Below are 22,978 nucleotides of genomic sequence, written 5' to 3'. Positions count from 1 at the left end.
CGACCGAGATCCGCCGGGCCTTGTCGCGCCCCTCAAGTCGCCGGCTCTCCGCCCCTTCGATTGGCCACGAGCTTGTCCCGGAGCTCGAGGAGCTCTTCGAGCTGGCGCTCGAGCTCCACGCTGGTCTCCCCCGGGGGCCGCAAGGGCTCCTTGCTCGCTTGGAGCTTGGCTTCGATCTCGGCGATCCACGGCTCGACCACGGCGAGCCCCGCGTCGGGCTCGTTGTTCACGAGGCAGGTCTTCACGTACATATCTGGATACATCCAGCTCTTGTCCTGGCCCACGCGGACGAACTCGTCCCAGGCGTCTCGGCAGGCCTGGAAGGGCGCGCGGAGCGAACAGGCTGCCATGAGGATCGCCTCCGCGGTCCATGCCCTCATCTCGAGCACACACGCCTCGAACGCCTCGCCTTCGCCCGCGCGCGCCACGAACTCCGCCTCGACCCGTCGGTAATCGGCCGCGACGTCGGCGAAGCTCCGATCGCGCGTTTTGCCATAGGTCTTGAAGACGGCACGGCGCGCTTTCAAGAACTCGTCGAGCAGCGCGTCGGCCTGCTCTTCTTCGGGGGTGATCGGGGGGGCTGCCTCGTCCTCGCGGCGGGTCTCCAGCCATGAGACGACCTCGCCGCGTTTTTGGGCCTCGAGTGCGTCCCGGCGGATTCCCAGACGCTCGATCCAGGATTCGTAATAGTCCGCGGGATATTCCGCCTTCGTCTCCGTTCCCCTCGCTTCCTCGAGCCGCTGTTCGAGCTTGGCCATGAGCGGCACGAGCACCACGAGCCCCTCGTCGGGCCGCTCGTCGTACGCGCAGCACTCCGCGTACTGCCAGGACTTCATGCACTCGACGTCGATGTGCGAGAAGCCGAGCCGAACCATATCGTTCCACGCCTCGCGGCAAACCTCGAAGGGAGGACGCTTGTCTTGGACGAGCGACAAGATGTACTCAGCGATGCGTCGCGGGATCTCACGCACCGCGATCTCGTCGTCGCCCACGCGCGCCAGGAACTCCGCCTCGAGCTTGCGGAAGTCACGGGCGCCCTCGGCGAAGCTCCGGCTTGGTTCCAGCGACTTGACCAAGAGAGCGCCGCACGCCTTGGCGAACGCCTTTGCGTCCCAATTTCTTTCGTCCTTCATATTCACACTCAAAATCCCGGATAGATGCAGGATTGCCCTGTGTCGAGCCGCTCAGGCCACTTCTTGTCGACGCTGCCCATACACCGATCGAAACACGTCGGGCATAGCGTTGTATTGTAGTTGTTCCCCGGTTCGCTGCCCTTATTGCTGTCCAGGCAGTCATTTAGCCGCTTTCGACAGTTCGCGACGCCCGGGTCCTTCCTCTTCCGAATCGCCTCCGCCGCCCCCGCCGCGACCGTCGCCGTGACCGCCACGCCGACCGTGATCGCGAAGGCTTCGATGATGACCTCGGTGAACACGACCGTGACGACCACGACGACGGTCACCACCTCCCCGATCGCCCCCCGATCCGGCAATGCCCGCCCGTCCGCCGACGCGGACGTTCGCAGCATGCGCCGTTCGAGGACATCCGCGGGCAGCGTCATCCCTCGCAGGGCAATCCGCATGCAAATGCCCACGTCCGGATTGGGCTGGCCCGTCGTCTCCACCTCCACCACGCGCCCTTCCTGGTCGACCTTCACCGAAGCGTCCAGCGTGTAGTGTCCGGGTTTGATCGTGCCGCGGAGCTCATCCACGCATTCCCTCAGCCGCTCCGCGGTGGATTCAGGCACGCGCGGGCGGTCGTCGGGCGCGGTAGGGCGGTAGATCGTGGCCGACGAGCAGCCAAGGGGCAGGAGCGAGAGCGTCAGGCAACCGAGGAGGCCCAGGGAGAGGAGGGGGCGCCAAGGCGGACGTCTCATTTCTGGATGGGAGCAGAAACACCAAGCGCCTGTCAACGCGACCGCGTGTCACGCCGCTTTCGAATCGGCTCGCACGTCTCACCGCACGAACGAGGGAACCATCCGCCACCCTCGTCCGTGGTACGCCGAGACGTTTCATGATGAAGCGACAAACGACGAACCGCATCACCGTCGAGCTGCTGGAGGCGGCGGCGCGCGGCGAGAGGGTGGCGGCGGGCACGCTCGTGGATTTCATCTACGGGTGGGTCCATGGCGTCCTCCGCGCAGGCCCGGACATCGACGACGCGACCCAGGAGGCGTTCGTGTCGATCCTCGTGGCGGTACGCAAGCGCCGGTACGACGCGTCGCTCGAGGACAAGCAAGCCTGGGTCGTCAAGATCGCGGTGCGCAAGGCGATCGACGCAAGGCGCAGGCGCGAGCGCGACCGCCAGGTATTCGAAGAGCAGGCCTCCGGCGACGACGCCACGGAGCCCGCGAGCGCCGATCCCATCTCCCGTATCGAGCAAAAACAACGCGCCGAGCGCGTGAACGGCGTGGTGAAGGACCTGAACGAGACCGACCGCGCGCTCCTCCTGCTCCGTTTCCGCGAGGGGCTCAGCTACCAGGACATCGCGCACACGCTCTCCATCCCGCTCGGCACCGTGAAATCGCGGATCTCCCGCCTGATCGAGAAGATGCAGCTCAAGCTCGGCTTCGCGTTCGCCGCCCTCGCGCCGAGGCCCGAGCAGGGCGAAGGCGACCTGTCCGGGAGCGAGGTATGAAGCGCTCGCAAGCGAGGAAGCGGGAGGCCACGGCGCCCGCGCCCAAGAAGGGGTTCGCGAAGCTCATCACGCTCTTCGTCCGCCCGCGCAACGACGTCCCCGAGGCCGCAGCCAAGGCGGGCCCGAAGGCACGTCCGCCGCGCCCGATGCCCGTGCCGTTCGTGCTGCCCACGCGCGCCCCGAGCGCCCCGAGCGCGCCGGAATCGACCTCCGATCCCATCCTGCGTTCGGTGCTCTCGGCCCTCGCGCCCGAACCCGACGGGCGCGCGCCGGATGCGCTACGCGAGAGGCTCGTCGCCTGGGCAGACGACACGGCCGATGCACACGCCCCAGAGATCGACGCCGTCCTCGAAGCGCTCGCGCCCGAGGAAACGACCGCGCCCGCGGCGTTGCGGGACAACCTCGTCGCCTGGGCCGCGGACACGGCCGAGCCGCGGCCACCCGCGCCGCTCGACGCCTCCGCCCCCGTCCCTCCCTCCTTGTGGCAAAAGCTCCGCCGCCTCGCCTGCGTCCTTCTGGACAGGCTCCGCAGCGGGCGTTAGTTTTTTTCCCCTACTCTCCTCGGACCATGCACCCCGACGGGTATTTCGCGCTCATCCTCGATCCGTCCTCTGCCGAGATCCTCCGGCGGCGCTTCTGCACCTTGCCCCGCCCGATCGCCCACCATTGCACCGTCCGGTATGGCACGAAGGACCCGGCCGACCTCCCGCCTCCCTTCACCGAGAGCGACCTCGGCCGCGCCTTCACCCTCGAGGTCACGGGCTACGCGCGTCGGCAGGACGGCGGCGTCGAGGCCGTCGTCGTGGGCCTCCTCCTCGCGGACGGCACGCTCGTCGAGAGGGGTTTTACCGAGAATGCCATTCCGCACGTGACCGTCGCCACGGACGGGCTCACCGAGCCGGCCACGGCGAACGACCTGCTCTGCGCGGGGTTCGAGCGGATCCGAGGGCCCCTGCTCCTCGCGCGGCTCGAGCACACGTGGGCGTCGAGCCGGGACGAGCCCCTCGGCGCGTGATTCATTTCCGCAGCTTCCCGAGCGCCGCCCGCGACCGCGCGCGATACCCCTCCACCTCGGTCCCGAGGCCCGCGATCCGCGTGCGCAGCTCCTTCACCCGGGCCTCCTTCTCCAGGATCTGCGCCGTGAATTTCTCCGCGTCGTTTTTCCCTCGTGTCGCGGCGAGGTAACCTCGCAGCCGATAGAGATCCTGGACGAGCTCGTCGAGGTCCGCCCTTCGCTTCGGCAAGAGGCTCTCGCGCGCCTCGGCGTCCATGAGGTGCGCGGCTGCCTCCTCGAGTGCCGCTCGTTGCGCTGCGGGCAGCTTTGGCGCTGCCGCGATTGCCCGGATGGATACGGGCGTGAGCTTCTCGATCGCCGTTCGGCGCGACAGCCCCTCGTCGGCCTCGATACGTCGGACCTTCTTCGAGCGTGGCTCGCTCGCGAAGACCACGAGTGGCTTGTTCGAGGTGACATCAAAATCGAGCTCGTCGGCGCCGCTCACTGTCGCGTTGCGTACGAGGTCGAGGTTCAGGAAGAGCGTCCGCGCTCCGCCGCTCCGGTTCTCGATCGTGTAATCGTTGCGGTGGTGCCGGATGAAATGCTCGACGAGGTGATCGCCGTGGACCTCGACGAGCTGCACCTCGTCCGTGGTCATCCGGCCGTTCTCCGTGATCTCGACGTCGATGTCCTCGCCGAACGCGATGAACCGGCTCTCGGTGGGCTTCAGTCGATCGATCTGCGCCTCGCCTGCGAAGCCGCCGTCTGCGAAGAACGAGATGGGGCCCGCGGGCAAGGTCTGCTTCGTGTCGTTCTTGATTCGCGCCGCGCTCCTGCCCACCTCGCCCGCGCGGGAGAACCACACGATCCGCCGCGCCGAGATCGATTGCTGGAGGAAAGGAACGAGCGCCGAGCCGTGCGCCCGCAGATCGATCGGCGCGGGCATCGAGTATCGGAAGAGCGCGCCCGCCTCCACGCCCTCGGCCTCGGCGATCTGCGCGAGGTCCCCCACGGAGAGCACCGTGCTCGAATCCGGGCCGCCGCGGCCTGCTCCCGTGCCGCTCCCGTGCCCGATCGTGCCGATCGATCCGAGCCCGATCCCTTCCCCGCGCCCGCCGCCGCCATAACCTACCCCCGAGAGGCCGAGCCCGCCGACGCCGAACGTGTCGCCGATCATCTCGCTCCACATCGCGTCCGCGGTCTGCAGGACGAGCTGCGGGATCGTGGAGAGTGGCTCGCTCGGCTGGACGAGCTCGCGGCGCGTGTAACGCGGGGCCGCGAGGGGATAGAGGAACGAGTCGGGGCGGCCGTTGACGAGCTCGATCTTGACCTTCTGCCACGCCTCGTCGGTGTCGTTGTGCACGAGCGCCCAGCCTTGCAGCGTGCCGCGTTGCTCCTTGTCGCGCAGCACCATCCGGTACGTCGAGCGCCACACCGGCGCCTCCGCCACGTAGCCGATCGTCACGTCGGACGCGCTCTCCGCGAGCACCCGCAGATCCCTGCGCGCCGACGCGCCTTGTGGCGACGACACCGACGCGCTCGCGCCGAGCCGCGCCGCGAGGGAGGGATCCGTGGGTTTGACGCCGACCACGTCGGACAGGAAAAACGTCCGGATCTCGGCCTCCGTGGTCAACACGAGCAACGTCGTCTCTTTTCGCGGCACACACGGGGCCGGCGCGCCGTCCCCCTGGTTTTTCCCGGCTCCGCTCGCGGCCACGGGCATACACGGGCCCGGCTCGCCGTCGTCCGGGTCGAGCACGTCGACGAGTTTTCCCTTCACCGCCTCGCGCGCCGTGCGCAGCTCGATGCCGCCGCCCTTCAGGCTTCGCAGCAGGCTCGCGTGCGTGATCGCGCCCGATCCCTCGGGCAAACCTGCGAGCGCCCTTCCCTTCTCCACGCTGATGCTGCTCGCGAACTCGATACCCGCCACGCTCGTCTTCCCGTCGGTCCCCAGCACCACGAGTGTCTTCAGCGCGTCGTCGAGGTGCGAGACCGGCACGGGCAACGCGAGCCCGGCGTCCCGGCCGACGCGGCCCGATCGCTCGAAGTACCCGACCCCCGACTCGTAGAGGCGCACGGTCTTGAGGGGCAGGGGCGGCTTGGGCGCGACGGGCTGCGCCACGGCGTGCCCGCTCGTCAGGAGCAGCGCCGTCGCGACAATGGCGGAAAATTGGCGGGAAGTCGAAAGCATCGAATTTGCCTCGGTTTTCTGGGCGGTGCGGCAAGGACACGGCTGGGCCGGCCGAGTTCCCCGAAATCTCGGGGACTCCTCTCCGGTGCGCGGCGCCGCGTGCGCCTGGGCGGGGACGTGGTAATGACGCGGCTCCCATGCGGCGATACACGACGGTTTTGTTTGATCTCGACGGCACGCTGATCGACTCGATCCGCTTGATCCTCGACAGCTACCACCACACCTTCGCCGCGCACGGCTTGCCTCCGTGCGCGGACGACGTGCTCCTCCGCGGCGTCGGCACGCCCCTGCGGACGCAGCTCGCCGGTTATTCGGACGATCCCGAGGTGGTGCTCGCGATGATCGAGACGTACCGGGCGTACAACCTCATGCACCACGACGCTTGCGTGCGGCCCTACCCTGGGGCTGTCGAGAGTGTCCGCGCGCTCGCCGGGGCGGGCGTGAAGGTCGCCATCGTGACCAGCAAGAACCGGCACAGCACGAAGCGCGGGCTCGAGGTCGCGGGGCTCGCCGACGCCTTCGAGGTGCTCGTCTGCTCGGACGACGTGACGAACCCGAAGCCCCACAAGGAGCCGGTGGATCTTGCCCTCGCGCGGCTCGGATCGCGGCCGGGCGAGGCGCTCTTCGTGGGCGACAGCCTGCACGACATGCACGCCGGCAGGAGCGCCGGGGTCGCGACGGGCGCCGCGCTCTGGGGCCCGATGACGCGGGCAGACCTCGCCCCGTCGGAGCCGTCGCACTGGTTATCGAAACCCGAGGACCTGCTGCCGCTCGTGCTGGCTCGCGTTTCTGGGGAATGATGGGGCGGGGCTGATTCGGGGGGGGGAGCTCAGCTCGGGTCGGCGTTCGCCTTGTCGGCGGTGCGCGCGGCGGCTTCGGCGGCGGCCTTCAGGTTCCTGCGGCGCGTCGCGGCGGCCTTGTCGCCGATCTGGGAGTAATACTTCATCGTCTTCTCGAAGAGGGCCGCGAGTGACGGATCCACGTGTTTGGAGGCCGTCTGCGCGGTCCTGGCGACGAGGGCGATATCACCCTCGCGGGCGTCCTCCTCGTTGGCCTCGGTCTCGTCGAGGACCTCGTAGAGCTTCTTTGCTTCGGCCTTCTTTTTCCGGATGACCGCGAGCCTCGCGGAGCGCATCTCGATACGCTCGACGACCTCGAAGGCGACGCCGGCCTGCGTGAGCGCGCCGGTCTTGGCCTTCGCGAGCTCGACGAGGACGTCGGCGATGCCCTCTTTTTCGAATCGGCGATGCTGCATCTCGCCCTCGGGCAGATCGACGACGTGGTCCTTGATGTCCGTGATGTCGCAGGTGGTCGGGCCGTTATAAAGCGCCTTGGGTCCGTTGTTCATGGATCCGTCCCTCTTTGCGGCACCTCGCGCGCCCCATTGACGCGCGGGTGATGCGAATGAGCACACACCTTTAAGTCCCTGGAAAATTCTGTCAACGACGGGAAGTTGCGGGGCTCCACGGTAAGCAGGGTTTCGACGCGTCGGCTGACTCCGGCGTGGGTCGAGACGACGGCGGAGTCGTCGCAGGTGACTCCAGCGTGGGTGGAGGTGACGCCGACGTGGGTCGAGACGACGGCGGCGTCGTTGCGGGTGGCTCCGGCGTGGGTCGAGACGACTCCGGCGTCGTTGCGGGTGGCTCCAGCGTGGGTGGAGTTGACTACGGAGTCGTCGTGGCTGACTCCGACGTGGTTGGAGGTGACTCCGGCGTGGGTGGAGGTGACTCCGACGTGGTTGGAGGTGACTCTGGCGTCGTCGCGGCTGACGCGGGACCCGTCGCAGGCGACGTCGACGACGTTTCAAGGATCGTCGGACTGGCCGCGGGCGACGCTCGCGTGGTCGAGGACCACGTCCACGCGGGCCCCGCCCTCGTTCCGAGGTGGGCCCGTCAGGTCGGCTTCTCGGGGATCTCGGGCGAGCCGGGCCAGGTGATGCCGACCTTTTGAAGCCTGCGCTGGATGGCGAGCACCTGATCCGGCTTGGGCGTGGGGCGAAGGAGGGTCTCGAGCTCGGCGGGCGTGAACTCCGTGGGGCCCTTCAGCCTCCGATCGACCACCGCGTCGATGACCGCGTGGGCGGGGGCGTCTTCGGGGCGGTTGTGGTACGTCACGATCCACCCGGGGCGTGGACGATACGACTCACAAGACAGCGGCAAAAGGCGCCCATTGTGGAGCAAGCCCCACGCGGCGAGGCGGACGGCGCCGTGGGGCGCCAGATCGTCGAAGAGCGTGCCTCCCCCGTGATCGCCGTGAAGCCAGAAGCCCACGCCGGCCAGCTTCTCCCCATACACCACATCATCGTCTCTCGCCTCTCCCGTGGCGAGCCAACCGACGGCCATCACGAACGCGGACTCGAGCTCGGCGGGCAGCCCCGGCACGGCCCCGCGCACGTCGTCCGGGCCGCGGGTCACCGCGTCGAGCGAGAGGCCGAGCTGCTCGATGGGCCCGCACCCGAGTTCGTACGCGAGGCCCACGACGCCTGCCTCGTTCCAGGCCACAACCTCGTAGTTTCCTTCTCCGTCGGCGTTATAGACGGCGCCCCGCTGGAGGTCGCCTGTCCAGGCCATGCAGTCGGAGGCTGGATACCAAAAGCGCGAGATCTCCTCGAGGTGGGTTTCGACGTATGCGCGCAACGCGGCGCGCACGATGGCGTCTCGGTCGAAGACGAGGCGTCCGAGGCGGCGGGTGACCCGTTCGAGCATCGGCTTCGCCTAGACCTCGTTTGTCGCGGCGTCAACGGTCGCGTCGCCTGCGTCCGCCGGCCGCGTCAGGGCGTGTACGGCGGGACCTTGTTGATCAGCGTCACCTCTTTGATCGGCGGAGGCTTGTTCGTGAGATGCAGGTTGAGTTTCCACGAGATGACGGCCGCGTTCTTGTATGCATTCGTGCCCCACCGGCAACCGCGCGGGTCCTTCCTGGGCACCACGTGGTGCACCTGCGCTGCGTAGGGGTCATAGACCTTGGGGTCCTTTGGTGGCTCATTGAGGAGCTCCGGCTCGGTGCACGTCGTCGGCTTGCAGTTCTCATCCTCGCAAGGCCACGTGTAGCCCGCGAGATCGGAGTGAATCTTCCCGCCGTGCGCCTTGCGGTTGACCTCGAGGGCCCACTTCTTCTGGCTCATGGTCTTGCCGTCGGCGCCGACCTGGCCGCTCGTGCAGTCGAAGCGTTTGCCAGGCTCGACGGGCGTCACCTCGACCAGGTTCCGATACGGACCGTTCACCTCCGTCGGGACGGTCTTGATCTCGATGAGCGACGACTGGAGCGGCGCGTCCTCGTAGGTGATCGGAATCTTGATCGCGGGATCCGGACCAACTTGCAGCGTGTAGTCACCGTTGCCGACGGGCTGACACTCGTAGCCCTCGTCGTACTCCGCATTGCCCGACACCTTGCCGATCTTCACGGCATCGGCGCACGCGGCCTCCCACGTCTCGTAGAAGCAGTTGAACGTGGGGATGGGGCCCACGGACATGTAACAAGCGCTGCCGAACGCGGCGATGTACTTGCTCCGCAGCGCGCCGTTCTCCGTCGGGTTTCCCAGGAGCGGGATGCGGTACAGCATGCACGGCTCGAGCGTGGGCTCCGCGCATTCGGTCGACGTCTCGGTCGGGGCTTCGGGGAGAGTCGCGCACGCATCGAGAGGCCCCGGATCGAGGGGCGGCCCGCACGCACCCATCATCGTGGCCCCACCAAAGCCCAGCACCAGCACGCCCAGCATGGCCGAGCGGCGTTTCGTCATGGTTTGCATGGAGTACAGAGTCGCGGGTCGATCGGCTGGGCGACAAGAAGAAACGAGCCGGAGGGCTCACGAGGATCGTCTTTTAATGGTGCCGCCCCCAGAACTTCACGAGATCCGGCAGCGCCGTCGTCGAGAACTGAATCAGGTGCAGCATGTGCGTATAAGGCCCCGTGCCGCCGTACCCTCGCACGTGGAGCTCCCCCTCGTGCGCCTCGGTGAGCGGCTCGAGTGGCTTCATGTACGCGTTCGGGACGACGTGTTTCATCGCGGGCACGTTCGGCAAGGGCTGCCAGACCGTGGTCGGCGTCCGCGAGGCGCCCACCGATTGCAACACGAAATCGGTCGTGCGGTGCGCGTTGTGGTAGCCGTACGTCTCGATCTCCGAGTGCACGATGGTGAGCAGCGCCTTGCCCTCCACGGCCTTCTTCGCGAAGCGCTTCGTCGGCTCGATCTGGTCGCGCTTCAGCTCCTTCGTGTGGGGATCGTATCCACAGTGAATGGAGTCGACGAGCACGATCGCGCTGATTCGATCGAAGAACTCCTCGTGCAGGAGGATCTTGATGATCCCGCCATACCCCGAGCTCCAGGCCGAGAGCCCGATGCGGCGAAGGCGGGCGTTCTTCAATCCACGCGCCACCATCACGCTTTGCGCGCGGGATAAAATGAGCCGCAGGCCCGCCGGGTCGGCGAACCGATCCTCGTAGACGCCCGAGCCGACGCCGAGGTTCAGGATCGCCACGACCGCGTTCACGCCCGCGAATCCGTAGTTCTCCTCGACGAGGTCCGTGTTGCCGTTGAGGTGCAGGACGAGGTCGTACGCGCCGTCCTCCGACGACCAGGAGGGCGGGAACATCAAGAGCCCGCCGGCGAGCGGGGCGCGCCAGGAACGATCAAAATGGGCGTCGGCGCGCTCGGCCGGCTTCGCAGGCGCAGGCGCGAGAGGCGCGGGCGTGGGCGCGGGCGCGGGCTCGGCCACGTCGAGCGGCGCAGGCGCGGGCGCGGGCGCGGGCTCGACGGGCGCGGCGGCCGAGGCCGTGGGCGCAGAACGCGCGCCCAGCGACATGTACCCGACCGCCGTCGCGACGAGCGCGAGGCCGCCGAGGACCACCGGTGCGCGGACACGGCGAGACATGCGAGCAGAACCCAAGAGACCGGATTCCGCTCGCCCATGTCAAGGACAATTGCGGAGACGCAAAGGGTGGGAAGCGAAGTGCTCAGCAGGCCTGGAGGCGCGCCGAGACCGCCTTCGCCGCGGCAGGCGCGAGGAGCGCGTCGGCGCAAGGACGCACGACGTCACGCAAAACCTGGCGGCGAAGGGCGCCGATTTGCTTGGCAGAGAGGAGCCCGACCTCCTCGGCCACGACGGCGCGCCGGAAAGACGGGTCCACGCTCGAGGCCTCGATCGCCCGGTCGAACGTGGCGCGAGCGAAGCTTCGCGTGTCCTCGTCGGCGCCTTCGAGCAGGAATCGCAAGGTCTTCCAGGCGAGCTCGGCGTGGCGCTGCTCGTCCTCGGCGATACGCGCGTGGACCTCGCGGAGCGCCGGATCTTGCACGAGCCCCGCGAGCGCGAGCGCCTCGGCGGCGCCGATCGTCTCGCCCACGCAGGCCTCTTCGATGAGGGAGCCGAGGACGGCGCGCAGGTCGGTCTCGAGGGGGACGCCCGAAAGATCGAGCTTCGCAGGGCCGATCGGGCGATCGGCATAACGGCTCGCCAGGGCATACCCGACGCGGGCGTGCTCGACCTCGTCGGCAGCGGCGGTCTGCGCGGCGAAGAGCAGCTCGGGCGGCGCGCCGAGGGCCATGAGCTGGAGCGTGAAGCGGGCGAAGCTCGCGACGGACGCGTGCTCGAGCGCGGCGATCTCGGTCCACGCGTCGGCGAGGGCGCGCCGGACGGCCGGATCGAGCGACGCCACGTCGGGCGTGATCTCGGCGAGGATCCAGTCGACGCGAGCCGCGGCGGGCGCGGTGCGGGCCGCGCCGGCGACGAGCAAGGGGCGGCCGATCGCGCAGTTTTGCGTCTCGCAGTTGAAGGTGCCGGGCTCGCCGGTCGTGCTGTACGGGAGCGCGGCGCAGGCGGCCCCGTCCATGCAATCGGCGTCGACGCGGCAGGCGTCGTCCGCCGTGCGGCAAGCGAGGCCGATCTGCTGGAAGCAGCCGTCGTTGAAGGAGGTGATGCCACACTCGCCGCTCGGGCAATCCGCGTCGGTCGCGCATTTCGCCACGGCCGAGCAGCGGGACCAGGCGACGCCATTGTTCACGACGCCGGGGCAGACGCAGACGGCGTCCTCGCCGCACTCGGCGTCGTTCGCGCAGGCGTACACGCAGCCGCAGGAGGGCTCGGGGTTCTCGAAGGCCGGGTCCTGGTGGATGCATTTGCCGTGGGGCTTGGCCGTGCAATCGGCGTCGGTCGTGCACGACTTCGACGGCTCGGTGCCCTCGCAGGCGGGCGCGTCGATCGTGGTATCGCAGGCGACGGCCACCTCGCGGTGGATGGTGCCGTCGTCGCACTTCACGTAGCCGCTGTCCGAGCCGTCCGCGAGCAGGACGGGCGTCGCGCCCGCGCAGCCGGACCACCCGCCGAAGCCACCCTGGCTCGAGGTCGCGCTCGTGCTCGCGCCCGTGCCCGCGCCACCTTGCCCTCCCTGGCCGCCGTTTTCCACGGTCGATCCGCAGGCGACGGCCGAGAGGCCGAGGGCCGCAAAGAGGGAGAGGCGCAACGAAAGAAAGGCAAGTCGATCATGCATGAGAGTTCCTCCTCGGTGGAGCAGAGGGCCCGATCGTACGGCTGTCTTCGCGGCAAAGGAAGACAGGAAGACGCGACGATCTTGCGCACGCTCACGTCGCTTCGAAAGCTCGCGCGCGGCGTCGTCGAGCGCTACCCTCGCGCGCCGTATGTTGAGAGCTTCCGACCTGGTGGCGGATCGCTTCGTGATCGAGGCCGTGCTCGGCGAGGGCGGCATGGGCGTCGTGTATCGAGCCCACGACCAGAAGCTCGACCGGAAGGTCGCCTTGAAGACGATCGCGGCCGGCGACGAGGAGGCGTCGGCGCGGGCGCTGCGCGAGGCGCGGGCCGTCGCGGCGCTCGATCACCCGAACGCGATCGCCATCTACGACGTGGGCGCGTGGGAGGGAGAGCCCTTCATCGCGATGGAGCTCGTGGAAGGCGAGACGCTGCGCGCCTACGTCGGCGACCCGAGCGTGCCCGTGGGGCGCAAGATCCGCTGGCTCGTCGACGTGGCCCGCGCGCTCGCGGCCGCGCATCGGGCGGGGATCGTGCACCGGGACATCAAGCCGGAGAACGTCATGGTGCGGCGGGACGGGCGGGTGAAGGTGCTCGACTTCGGCATCGCGCGGCGGAGCGCGGCGCCCGTGGATCCCGCAGGGCCGACGGCGAAGCCAAACGCGCCGTCGCTCGCCACGAAGGGCGGCGTGAGCGGGACGCCGATGTACATGGCGCCCGAGCAGGTGCGCGGGAAGGCGGCGGACGGGCGGACGGACCAGTTCTCCTGGGCGGTGCTCGGCTACGAGCTCTGCGAGGGGACGAGGCCGTGGGACGCGCACGACGCGCTCTCGACGGTGGCGGCGATGATGTCGGAGCCGCCGCGGAAGATGCAGGCCGAGGGCGTGCCCGCGGCGCTCCGGGAGGTCTTCGGCCGCGCGCTCTCGCGTAGCCCGGCGGAGCGGTACGGGTCGATGGACGACGTCGTCGAGCTGCTCGAGCCGCTCGCGGAGGAGGGCGACACGAAGGGGCCGAAGGCCGAGCCGGCCGCCCTTTCGCGGCCTTCGCCGGGCGCGATCACGGCGGGGCGTTACTCCACGCAGGAGCTCGGGCAGGCGATCGCGCTCGCGCTGGAGCGCAAGGCGCAGGCGGAGGCGGAGGGTCGCAAGTACGCGTACACGGATCTCGCGGCGGCGGCGCGTGAGGTCGGGATCGAGGAGGGGGAGCTACGCGCGGCGCTCGTGGCGCTCCGGCCCGCGCTGGATGCGGCGCCTTTGGCGGCGGCTCCGGCCCCGGAGGCGGGGATGACGCCGAGGCGGGCGCGGCAGAAGCAGAAGCTCGAGCGACACGCGGCGATGTGGGGCGTCTTCAGCGTGTTCTTTTTCCTGCTCGACATGGTGACGGTGGGGGGCGAATTCTGGTTTTTCCCGGTGCTCGGCTGGGGCGTCGGGCTCGCCGCGCACGTGGTGAAGTACCTCTTCCCGGTGGATCCGACGCCCGAGGAGGAAGCGGAGGCGCGCCTGCGGGAGGCGATCCGGCTGGAGAAGCTCGCGAAGAAGCGCGGCGGAGACCGGATGCGCTTCGCGGCTCCGGGGAAGCGGATCAAGGAGGCCACGCGGGAGGCCGAGGCGAGCGCGCGGGAGGCCGAGGAGAGCGCGGAGCTCGCGGCGATCGCCGAGGAAGAGGCGGCCCTCCGGGCGGCGCGGCGCGAGGAGCGGCGGGCGCGCTGAATGACGAGAACGATACGGGCTGACAAACCAGCACCAAAATATTCTTCTGTCATGAAACGAGGCGGCGGAAGAGCCCAACGGGGACGGAAGCCTGCGGCACGGAAGGGGCGCACCTTTTTTCTTGTGAACGGCCTGGGGGTGCGTTTCAATGCTGGCGCATGGAACGACGATGGTTGGTTCGGCCGAACGGTGAGGTTCGGCGCACTTGGAAACAGGGTCGCGCGGCGTGGGCCGCGCTCGGGCTCGCGGCAGCACTTGCGAGCGTGACGTCTCCCGCGGCTGCGGACGCGCAAAAGGCGGGCGGGGCATTGCCTGCGAAGCCAGCGGCGCCGGCCGCGGCTCCGCCGGCCGCAAAGGCCCCGGCGGCGCCGGCCGCGGCGCCGACCGCGCCGCCCGCCGCGGCTCCGGCTGCGCCCCCGGCGGACACGAAGGCACCGGCAGCGCCGCCCGCTGCGCCGACGGACGCGAAGGCGCCGGCCGGGGCGGAGGCCGCCGATCCGCAGAAGGAAGCGGCCAAGAAGTTCGAGGAGGGCACGCGGGCGCAGAAGGCCGGGCAGCACGACAAGGCCCGCGAGGCGCTGGATGCGGCCTACCGGATCAAGCCGAGCCCGGAGATCGCGCTGGCCCTGGCTCGCTCGGAGATGCAGCTCGGGAAGCCACGCGACGCGGCCGAGCACCTCGCGTATTTCCTCCGGGAGGGCCAGGCGGCGAAGCCCGAGGACCGTCAGGCGGCCGAAAAGATGTTCGCCGAGGCGAAGGCCAAGGTCGGCACGGTGATCGTGAACATCGACGTCGAGGGCGCCGAGGTGCAGGTCGACGGCAAGCCGGTCGGGACGTCGCCGCTCGCGGGCGCGGTCTTCGTGGAGCCCGGCGCGCACACGATCACGGCGCGCAAGGAGGGGGCGCCCGAGGCGAAGCAGGACCTCGCGGCGGCCCCCGGCGCGGAGAGCACGGTCTCGCTGGTGCTCACGCCCCCGCCGGAGCCCGTCGCGGTGAAGCCGCCGCCGCCGCCCCCGCCGCCCCCGGCGCCGGCGCGGAACAAGGTGATCATCCTGGCGGGCGCGGGCGTCGCGGGCGCCCTCGCGCTCGTGAGCCTCGGGACGTTCATTGGATATTCGGTCGTCGACTCGGGCAGTTATGACACCTGGGAGGCGAACCGGTGTGTCAAAACGAACCCGCAATGCGTGACGGATTTCCGGGACGCGCAGAGCACGAGCGCGGCGCTCGGGACCACGGCGCTCGTGACCTTGATCGGCGCGGGGGTCGTCGGCGCGGGCACGGCGGTCTACGCGTTCACGGGCAAGAAATCGCAGCCTTCTGCGTCCTTCCACGTGACGCCGGGTGGTGTCCTGGTGAAGGGTAGCTTCTGATCGAGGGCGGACGCCCCGACGAACGAGAGGTTGGAATCTCCAATGAATCGGTACGGATCATCGATGACCTTGGCTTTGACCCTCGGCGCGCTGATGGCGGCGCTCGGGGGTTGTCCCGACGACGCGCCGTTGCCGCCGGACGTGACGGGCGGCGCGGGCAGCGGCGGCTCGGGTGGCATGGCGTCGAGCTGCGGCGATGGCGTCGTCGACATGGGGGAGACGTGCGACGACGGGAACAACACGGACGGGGATGGGTGCTCGGCGTGCGCGGTGGATGCGTGCTTCACGTGTGACGCGAGCTCGCCGAGCGCGTGTACGGCGAAGGCCGAGGGCGAGACGTGTGAAGAGACGAAGGTCTGCACCTCTGCGGGGCAGTGCGTCGAGTGCCTGGACAATACGCAGTGCGGGGACGGGTACTGCTTCGAGGGCGCGTGCGCGGCGTGTAACGATACCATCAAGAACGGCGACGAATCGGACGTCGATTGTGGTGGTGCGACTTGCGGGGCGTGCGAGCAGGGGAAGACGTGCGTCGCGGGGGCGGATTGTGCGACGACGTTCTGCACGGATGGGGTTTGCTGTGACGACGTATGCGACGGCGCATGTTTCGCTTGCAACCTGGCCAATGCCGTCGGGGAGTGCAGCGCCATCCCCGAGTATGCCGAAGACCCGAGCTACGGAGTGGGTGAGGCGTGCCTCGCCGCCGAGGGCGAAGAGTGCTCGGGCGGCGGGGTCTGCGGAAAAGCCGTGGGCCAGACCTGCGTGAACAACCCCGAGTGCGCGACCATCAACTGCAAAGATCCCGACATGGACGGGACAAAGACCTGCGTGAAGGATGACGGCGAGCCCTGCTCCGCGAGCAGTGAGTGCGCGAGCAACAATTGCATGGATGGCGCTTGCGCCGCCATGTGAACCGATCGCGGGGGCTCCTGCGGGCCCCCGCGTTCCCTTCCTGTCCTGCGAGCCCCTCGAAGCCCTTCACGTCCACCTGAACCTCGGGTAGCCTCCGCCCGGAGGCTTTGACGTTCTGGTGAAGGGCGCTTATCTACGAATCTGCGGCTCCGTGGCAGCGGTCGCGCTGCTCGCGGTCGGCTGTGGCGAGATTCTCGGACTTGATGATTACGAGCTTGCGGACTCCGCGGGCGCTGGTGGTTCGGGTGGCGCCGCTCAAACATGCGGCGATGGCGTCGTCGACCCGGGTGAGGGTTGTGACGATGGGAACGACGTCGACGGCGATGGCTGCACGTCGTGCGTGGTGGAGGTCTGCTACACCTGCACAAACAATGTCGGCGCGCCGAGCATCTGCACGGCGAAGACAGCAGGCGAGCTATGTGCGGCGGGTCTCTGCGACGGCGCGGGGCAATGTGTCGAGTGCCTGGTCAATCAACATTGCGGCGTAGATGGTTATTGCTTCGAGAACAAATGCAATAGCTGCGATGATGGTATAAAGAACGGCGACGAGACGGACGCAGATTGCGGCGGAACGCATTGCCAGCCATGCGCGCAGGGGAAGGCTTGCCTAACGAATACCGATTGCGCGACGACGTTCTGCACGGACGGCGTGTGCTGCGGCACAGCGTGTGATGGTCCTTGCGTCACGTGTGTGTACGCGGAGCTCGTCGGAGACTGCACCTTTATTGATAAATACGGCGAGGATCCGAGCTATGGCATGGGGGAGGCATGTCTCGCTGCCGAGGGGGAGGCGTGCAACTTCGGAAATTGCCTCAAGGCTTTCGAGCAACTCTGCACGCTCAACACTGAATGCGCGACCACACGCTGCGCCGATCCCGACATGAACGGCACCAAAACCTGCGTGAAAAACGTCGGTGAACCCTGCACCTTACCCGCCGACTGCTACACCAACCTCTGCACGAACGGCCTCTGCGCCATGTGAGCCGCCTCCTCCCTACCGTTCGCCCGCGCCGAACACCCCGTTGCCTCCCCTCCCCCACCCGTGGTAGGTCCCCGCCCCCATGTCCGGCGCTCTCCACGACGCGATCCCCATCCTCGACCTCCAGGACGTCGCCTCCGGCGACCCCGAACGCGAACGACGCGCCGCCCTCGCGATCGAGCGCGGGCTCGGCCGGTACGGGCTCGTGTACGTGAATAACCACGGCATCGACCCGGCCGCGCTCGACGCGTTTTACGAAGAGTTCCTCGCCCTCACCACCCTCCCCGACGCCGAGAAGCGCCGCTGGGCACGCGCCGACCTCTGGTTCCAGCGCGGGTATACCCCGCCGAACACCGAGAAGGCCGTCGTCGCCGGCGGTCAGCCGGACTTCAAGGAGTGCTGGTTCGCCGCACCCATCGAGGTCGATCCCGTCGCCGCCGAGCTCTACCCCGAGATCCACCCCCCCAACGTCTGGCCCGACGATCGACCACGCTTCCGCACGTTGTACGAGGCGATCGGGCTCGCCCTGCACGAGGCCGGCCTCGCGCTCCTCCGCGCCTGTGCCGACGCGCTCGCCTTGCCGCGCGAGACGTTCGCCTCCGTGACCCGCGGCGCCCCCCACATCACGCGCGCCCTCAAATACCTGCCCCTCGACGCACAACAATGCGAGCAGGGCGTCCTCTGGGGCGAGGAGCATACCGATTTCAACCTGCTCACGCTCCTGCCCGGCGGCTGGTTCCTCGATCGGGATGGCCATCGATGCGCGCGGCCCGATGATCGCAGCGGGCTCTTCTTGCGGACCCGCGGCGCCGAGGGCCACCCCGGAGGCGCGCTCGTGCCCGGGACCGCGCCGCCAGGCTGCATCGTGGCCCAGGTCGGCCAGCAGCTCGAGATCCTGACCGGCGGACGCCTGCTCGCCACGCCCCACGTCATCACCGCGCCGAAGACCCCGGGGTATGCCCGCACCTCGATGGCCCATTTCGTCCACGTGCACACCGATACGCGCCTCTTCCCGCTGCCCCCGTTCCAGACGCGAGAGGCGATGATGGCCTATCGGCCGCCGGTCCTCGCGGGCACGTACGACATCAAGACGCTCGTCGATATCGGCCTCGCGCCGCCCGAGGCCCTCTCGAAGCTCGGCTACCGCCATTACGACAGGCTCGCGAGCGTGCGCGCCGGCGAGCCGCAAGAAACGGCCTGACTCCCCGCGGAGGCCCGGGCGTGGTAAGAACGAACCCGCCCATGCGCCTCCCCTCCCCGCGCTCGCTCCTCGTCACGCTCACGCTGCTCGCCGCTCCCGCGGGAGCGCTCGCCGCTCCCCCGAAGGACCACCCGCCTCCGACGCTCCGCCTCGCGATCCAGCGCGCCACGCTCGACAACGGCCTCCGCGTCGTGATGAACGTGGATCACGCCTCGCCCACGGTGGCCCTCGTGGTCACTTACGACGTCGGCGCGCGCGACGAGCAGCCGGGCCAGGCCGGGTTCGTCCGCCTCTTCGAGCACCTCCTGTTCGGCGCAACCAAGAACCTCGCCGCGGGCGAATTCGAATCCCTCGTCGCGAGCCGCGGCGGGTTCGTCGCGGCAGAGAGCGCGGTCGATCACATGACGTTCTCGATGCTCGTCCCCGAAAACGAGATCGCCCTCGGCCTCTGGCTCGAAGCCGAGCGCATGCGGAGCCTCGACCTGAGCCAGGGCGCGATCGACGCCGCTCGGAAGGATGCCGCAGCGGTCCGCGCCTTCCACGCCGCCCATTTCGGCCCGAACACCGCCGTCCTCGTGCTCGCTGGGGATTTTGATCCCGACGCGGCCATGTCCCTCGTGCACCGGTATTTCGACGATGTCCCGCGTATCCAGGCCAAACCCTTCGCCGCGCCTGCCGCCGAGGAGCAGACGGCGGAGCGGCGCGAGGTCGTCGAGGACACGCTCGCCCGCGCGCCGGGGCTCTCGTATACGTTTGCCATGCCCAAGAGCGGGACACGCGAGCACGACGCGCTTCGATTGGCGCAGGGCATCCTCGGCGACGGCGAGGGCTCGCGGCTCGTCACGCGGCTCGTGCGGGGGGAGTCCCTCGCGACCGAGGCGCGCGCCACGATCGACCCGCCTTTCGGCCGTGGTCCCGGGTCCTTCCATATCGAGGTGCGACTCGCAAAGGACGCGCCCGTGCCGGAGGTGGAGAAACGAATCGACGCGGCGCTCGCGGAGCTCGCGGGCGCGCCCCCCACGGAGGCTGAAATGGACCGGGCGCGAAAGCGAATCGAGGCGGCGTTTGTCCTCGGCCTCGCGTGGAGCCGAGATCGCGCCTCCGCGCTCGGCATGTTCGAGCTCGCGACCGGGGACGCGCGGGCGATCGGGCGCGAGCTCGAGCGGCTCGCCGCCGTGACCCCGGCGGACGTGCAAAAAGCGGCGGCGCGTTATCTCGCGCCGAGCCGGAGGACCGTCATCGAGACGCGGCCGAAGCCCGCACCCCAGGGCAACCTCGCGCGCGCGACGGCGACGGAGGGCTCGTGAGGAAACACGCGTCCGTCCTCGCGCTCGCCGTCCTCCTCGGCGCCGGTTGTTCCGGCCAAACCGTCGCGCCCTCGCCGCCGCGTATGCCTGCGCCGGGGAAGGTCGCCGATTCGAAGGCGCCGGCGCCGGCGGCCCCCGAGCCGAAGGAGCCTCCGCCCACGTCGCTCCCGCCGAAGCCGTTCTCCGCGCCGAAGACGAGCTGGGTCGAGCTGAAGAATGGCCTGCGGGTCGTGAGCCTGCTCGACCGCGCCGTGCCCGTCGTGCACCTCCGCGTCGCCGTGCTCGCGGGCACGGCGATCGACGGCGAACGCACGGGCCTCGCGGCGGTCTGCGCGCGTGCCGTGGCCTCGTCGCAGGACAGCGGCCTCGACAAACTCGGCGCGCGTTTGCTGGTGGACGTGGCCCCGGATCGGGTGGTGTACGGCCTCTCGGTGGCCGCGCCGCGCCTCGCCGAGGCGGCCGAGGTGCTCGCCTCCGTGGTGGGTCGTCCGCGCCTCGATCCCAGGGAAATCGAGCGCGTCCGGGGCTCGCTCGCCGAGGCGGCCGCGGAGAAGGCCCGGACCGACGGCGCCTGGGGCGCCTTGATGATGCTCCACCGGGACCTCTTCGCGCTGCCGAGCGAGCACCACCCGTACGCCTCGTTCGACGCGACGGCCGAGGAGATCACGCGGATCAAGCCGGCCGATTGCAGAGAGTACCACCGACGCCATTTCGTCCCGAAGAACATGATCGCGGCGATCACCGGCGACGTGCCCGCGGACGAGGCCCGCAAGGTCGCGGAGAAGCACCTCGGAAGGCTGTCTGGAAAAACCCCGCCGCCCCTCTCCTTCACGGACCCGATGCCCGTGGAGTCGACGAAGATCACGCTCGTCGACAGGCCCGGCAGCACGCAAAGCGAGCTCGTCGTGGGGTCGCTCGGCCCGAAAGAGTCGGAGCCGACCTACCCGGGTTTCGTGCTCGCGGCCGAGGTCCTCGGCGGCCCGGTCACGGGCAGGCTCAGCGCCGATCTACGCGACAAACGTGGCCTCGTGTCGCGCTCGTTCGCGGAGATCGTGCCGTTCGCCGGTGGCCCCTCGGCGTTTTACGTCTACGCGAAGACGAATGACGAGAGCACCGGGGAGGCGCTCGCGGCCCTGCTCGACCACCTGCGCGCCCTCACGAAGGAGGCGCCGAGCCCCGCCGAAGTGGAGACGGCCGCGCGTTTCCTCGGCGGATCCCGCGCCGTGAGCACGAGCAAGCCCGGAGGGCGCGCCGACGAACTTTGTGACCTGGGTTCCCGCGACCTGCCCGACGAGGCCCTCGACGAGCGCATCGGGGCGATCCGACAGGCGTCCCCCGAGGCTGCGGCGAAGGCCTTCGCCGAGCACGTGCGCCCCGGCCACGCCGTCATCGTGGTCGCGGGTGACGCAGCCCACGTGGGCCCACGCTTGCAAAGGTTCGGCGAGGTGAAGGTCGTGGACCCCACACGCAACTTCGCCCGGATCCGCACCCTCCCCGCAGCGGCGCCCGCTGCCCGACCTTGAGATCCCGAGGCCCGAGCGGCCCGGGATCGCGAAGACGAAAACCCGACGCCGGTCGGGGATTTCATGGGTGAAACCCCCCGCCGTCATCCAGCCCCGGTCAATCCTTCGACCGCCCTTGAAACGCGCAGGATCTGCCTCCTCCCACGGAGAGGATGGCTTGGCCCGACCCTTGCTAGTACGTCCACCGTTCTTTTTCGAGACCGACGGGAGGGAGGTGAGACATGCCCAGCGTGCTCATCGTGGACAACGAAAGCACACAACGCCGCTCTCTCGCGCTCGCCTTGCGCCTCGAGGGGTTCCAGGTGACGCTCGCCACCTCCTCCGACGAGGTCAAGCGACATCTCGCGGATGCGCAAGGTTACGACGTGGTGATGGTCGATCTCATGATCCCGGAGCTGAACGGCCTGGATCTGGCCCGCGAGATTCGCCGGGCCGCTCCGCGTGCCCGCATCATCCTGACGAGCGCGTATCCGCTCTCGCAGCGCCAGCTCGAGCGAACGGAGTGCGGCGCGAGCGGGTTCGTCCCCAAGCCCTACGAGCTCGACGAGGTCTCCCGCTACCTGCGCTCGAAGCTCACGGCCGCCGCCTGAAGCGCGGAACAAGGGAAACCTCGGTGGAGCGCCCCCCAATCGCTCCTCCGAGGTTTCCCTTGCTCCTTTCGAATCAGGGGATCGGATCGGCGCAGCAACGAAAGCCGATGTGTTTGTTATAGTTGTCGCGTCTGCGATCCACCGACGGTGAAGTGCAGGACTGGTAGTTTTCCAGATCCCACATCGAGCCCCCCCGATCTCGACATCGATCGTCCCTGGGATCCGCCGCGTCCCCATCGGTCTTGCAGGCGTCCTCCCACTCCCACGCATTACCGGACATGTCGAAGAGCCCTGGGACGCCGCCCTCGCACGTCGAGGCAGTACCCACGGCGACGCAATTGCCATTTCCAGCGTTGAGGGTGCCATCGAAGTGATCGTCGACGCACCTCGCCGCCTCGAACGTGTCCCCGTAAGGGAACGTTCGCTGCCCTCCCGCGGAGCAGGCGAAGGTCCACTCGCTCTTCTGGTAATCGTTGAAGCTATCGTAATCGACCGCTTGCCCCCCGAAGCCCCCGCACAGGCGTTTGCCCACGCCTTCGCAAAAAGCGCGCGCGTCACACCAATCGATGCAGACCACAGGATAATCGGACTTCAAGATCGGATCGTAATGTGTCGCGTTGCAGTTGCCGCCGTTCGAACGCGGCACGTAAGTGGTTTTCCATCCGCATACGGGATCCTGCGAGTTCGGCACCGGCAGCGTCTCGAGCCACAACGAATACTGCAGGCTCGTCACCTCGGTCGCGTCGATGCAATAGGGCCCCTGAGGCCCCTGGACGAGCACCATCGGCGTACTTCCCGTGAGGCACGTCGTTCCACCCCCGCCCGCGCCGCCGCTTCCGCTCGCGCTGCTACTTCCGCCGCCGGTCCCGCCTCCGCCCCCGCTTCCGCTTGCGCTCCCGCTCCCGCTCCCGCCCCCGCTTCCACCCATACCCGCGCTGCCCGCTCCGCCTCCCTCACCTGCACGGTAATCGTTGTCGCCCCCGAGGATCTGCACGCATCCCGTGAACACGAGCAGCGGCCCCACCCCCAACCATACCCACCTCATGATCCAACTTTCCTTCCTGCGACGCCAGAGCGCCGCGTCGCCGGGAG

The 22,978-nt window shown here is 69.0% G+C and carries 22 protein-coding genes; 13 read left to right on the top strand and 9 right to left on the bottom strand.

The features are described 5' to 3' along the window. Window positions 1-32: 32 nt before the first annotated feature. Window positions 33-1,076 (bottom strand): hypothetical protein, encoded by a 1,044-nt coding sequence (locus tag GF068_RS14530; protein WP_153820001.1) that lies wholly within the window; start codon window positions 1,074-1,076, stop codon window positions 33-35. Window positions 1,077-1,141: 65 nt separating this feature from the next. After that, entirely contained in the window at window positions 1,142-1,708 is a 567-nt protein-coding gene (locus GF068_RS14525) for a hypothetical protein (protein WP_153820000.1), read from the bottom strand. A gap of 302 nt (window positions 1,709-2,010) precedes the next feature. Between GF068_RS14525 and GF068_RS14520 the strand changes: the two genes are divergently transcribed. Genes GF068_RS14520 through GF068_RS14510 form a run of 3 tightly spaced genes read left to right on the top strand, consistent with a single transcriptional unit; the run spans window position 2,011 to window position 3,649 of the window. Beyond that, window positions 2,011-2,634, top strand: coding sequence for an RNA polymerase sigma factor (locus GF068_RS14520; protein WP_153819999.1), 624 nt, complete (start codon window positions 2,011-2,013; stop codon window positions 2,632-2,634). Beyond that, window positions 2,631-3,176 (top strand): hypothetical protein, encoded by a 546-nt coding sequence (locus tag GF068_RS14515; protein ID WP_153819998.1) that lies wholly within the window; start codon window positions 2,631-2,633, stop codon window positions 3,174-3,176. The genes GF068_RS14520 and GF068_RS14515 overlap by 4 nt, the downstream gene beginning before the upstream one ends. 26 nt (window positions 3,177-3,202) lie before the next feature. Further along, a complete protein-coding gene (locus GF068_RS14510) occupies window positions 3,203-3,649 on the top strand; it encodes a hypothetical protein (RefSeq protein WP_153819997.1) in 447 nt (148 codons plus the stop codon). A 1-nt stretch (window position 3,650) separates the two neighbouring features. On the opposite strand, the gene GF068_RS14505 is transcribed toward GF068_RS14510, so the two are convergent. Beyond that, window positions 3,651-5,819: a hypothetical protein gene (locus GF068_RS14505; RefSeq protein ID WP_153819996.1), complete on the bottom strand. Its 2,169-nt coding sequence runs from the start codon at window positions 5,817-5,819 to the stop codon at window positions 3,651-3,653. Window positions 5,820-5,956: 137 nt separating this feature from the next. Here GF068_RS14505 and GF068_RS14500 point away from each other — a divergent pair, with 137 nt between their 5' ends. Beyond that, entirely contained in the window at window positions 5,957-6,619 is a 663-nt protein-coding gene (locus GF068_RS14500; protein WP_153819995.1) for an HAD-IA family hydrolase, read from the top strand. 29 nt (window positions 6,620-6,648) lie between these two features. Here the strand turns inward: GF068_RS14500 and GF068_RS14495 are convergent, their stop codons facing one another. Then, a complete protein-coding gene (locus GF068_RS14495; protein WP_153819994.1) occupies window positions 6,649-7,167 on the bottom strand; it encodes a hypothetical protein in 519 nt (172 codons plus the stop codon). Between the two features lie 155 nt (window positions 7,168-7,322). Between GF068_RS14495 and GF068_RS14490 the strand changes: the two genes are divergently transcribed. Then, window positions 7,323-7,769 (top strand): hypothetical protein, encoded by a 447-nt coding sequence (locus GF068_RS14490; RefSeq protein WP_153819993.1) that lies wholly within the window; start codon window positions 7,323-7,325, stop codon window positions 7,767-7,769. Here the strand turns inward: GF068_RS14490 and GF068_RS14485 are convergent. The 4 genes from GF068_RS14485 to GF068_RS14470 form a co-directional block, all read right to left on the bottom strand. After that, entirely contained in the window at window positions 7,712-8,524 is an 813-nt protein-coding gene (locus GF068_RS14485; RefSeq protein WP_153819992.1) for a hypothetical protein, read from the bottom strand. The two genes, GF068_RS14490 and GF068_RS14485, sit on opposite strands and share 58 nt — an antisense overlap. A gap of 65 nt (window positions 8,525-8,589) precedes the next feature. Next, window positions 8,590-9,558, bottom strand: coding sequence for a hypothetical protein (locus tag GF068_RS14480; RefSeq protein ID WP_153819991.1), 969 nt, complete (start codon window positions 9,556-9,558; stop codon window positions 8,590-8,592). 82 nt (window positions 9,559-9,640) lie between these two features. After that, on the bottom strand, window positions 9,641-10,690 hold the full coding sequence (locus GF068_RS44245; RefSeq protein WP_206079476.1) for a hypothetical protein: 1,050 nt from the start codon (window positions 10,688-10,690) through the stop codon (window positions 9,641-9,643). 82 nt (window positions 10,691-10,772) lie between these two features. After that, on the bottom strand, window positions 10,773-12,302 hold the full coding sequence (locus tag GF068_RS14470) for a ferritin-like domain-containing protein (RefSeq protein WP_153819990.1): 1,530 nt from the start codon (window positions 12,300-12,302) through the stop codon (window positions 10,773-10,775). 148 nt (window positions 12,303-12,450) lie between these two features. Between GF068_RS14470 and GF068_RS14465 the strand changes: the two genes are divergently transcribed. The 8 genes from GF068_RS14465 to GF068_RS14430 all read left to right on the top strand — a co-directional run bounded on the left by GF068_RS14465 (window position 12,451) and on the right by GF068_RS14430 (window position 21,886). Further along, complete coding sequence (locus GF068_RS14465; protein ID WP_170319486.1) at window positions 12,451-14,007, top strand: protein kinase domain-containing protein; 1,557 nt, start codon at window positions 12,451-12,453, stop codon at window positions 14,005-14,007. A 263-nt stretch (window positions 14,008-14,270) separates the two neighbouring features. Beyond that, window positions 14,271-15,377 (top strand): PEGA domain-containing protein, encoded by a 1,107-nt coding sequence (locus GF068_RS47015; protein ID WP_153819988.1) that lies wholly within the window; start codon window positions 14,271-14,273, stop codon window positions 15,375-15,377. A 63-nt stretch (window positions 15,378-15,440) separates the two neighbouring features. Continuing rightward, window positions 15,441-16,286 carry a DUF4215 domain-containing protein gene (locus tag GF068_RS14455; RefSeq protein ID WP_153819987.1) on the top strand — a complete coding sequence of 282 codons (846 nt, stop codon included), beginning with the start codon at window positions 15,441-15,443 and terminating at the stop codon, window positions 16,284-16,286. Between the two features lie 151 nt (window positions 16,287-16,437). Beyond that, the gene (locus GF068_RS14450; RefSeq protein WP_338046387.1) at window positions 16,438-17,268 is read left to right on the top strand and encodes a hypothetical protein; all 831 of its coding nucleotides are present in this window, start codon (window positions 16,438-16,440) and stop codon (window positions 17,266-17,268) included. 79 nt (window positions 17,269-17,347) lie between these two features. Beyond that, the gene (locus GF068_RS14445) at window positions 17,348-18,466 is read left to right on the top strand and encodes an isopenicillin N synthase family dioxygenase (RefSeq protein WP_153819985.1); all 1,119 of its coding nucleotides are present in this window, start codon (window positions 17,348-17,350) and stop codon (window positions 18,464-18,466) included. A 41-nt stretch (window positions 18,467-18,507) separates the two neighbouring features. Beyond that, complete coding sequence (locus GF068_RS14440) at window positions 18,508-19,773, top strand: M16 family metallopeptidase (RefSeq protein ID WP_153819984.1); 1,266 nt, start codon at window positions 18,508-18,510, stop codon at window positions 19,771-19,773. Further along, window positions 19,770-21,296, top strand: coding sequence for an insulinase family protein (locus GF068_RS47010; RefSeq protein ID WP_153819983.1), 1,527 nt, complete (start codon window positions 19,770-19,772; stop codon window positions 21,294-21,296). The genes GF068_RS14440 and GF068_RS47010 overlap by 4 nt, the downstream gene beginning before the upstream one ends. 221 nt (window positions 21,297-21,517) lie before the next feature. Then, window positions 21,518-21,886, top strand: a complete 369-nt coding sequence (locus GF068_RS14430) for a response regulator (protein ID WP_153819982.1) — start codon at window positions 21,518-21,520, stop codon at window positions 21,884-21,886. Between the two features lie 73 nt (window positions 21,887-21,959). Here GF068_RS14430 and GF068_RS14425 read toward each other — a convergent pair whose 3' ends face one another. Further along, window positions 21,960-22,931 carry a formylglycine-generating enzyme family protein gene (locus GF068_RS14425; RefSeq protein ID WP_153819981.1) on the bottom strand — a complete coding sequence of 324 codons (972 nt, stop codon included), beginning with the start codon at window positions 22,929-22,931 and terminating at the stop codon, window positions 21,960-21,962. Window positions 22,932-22,978: the final 47 nt, after the last annotated feature.

Source organism: Polyangium spumosum (assembly GCF_009649845.1).
In the GTDB taxonomy this organism is placed as follows: Bacteria; Myxococcota_A; Polyangia; order Polyangiales; family Polyangiaceae; genus Polyangium; species Polyangium spumosum.
This window is presented reverse-complemented; position numbering and strand designations above follow the sequence as displayed.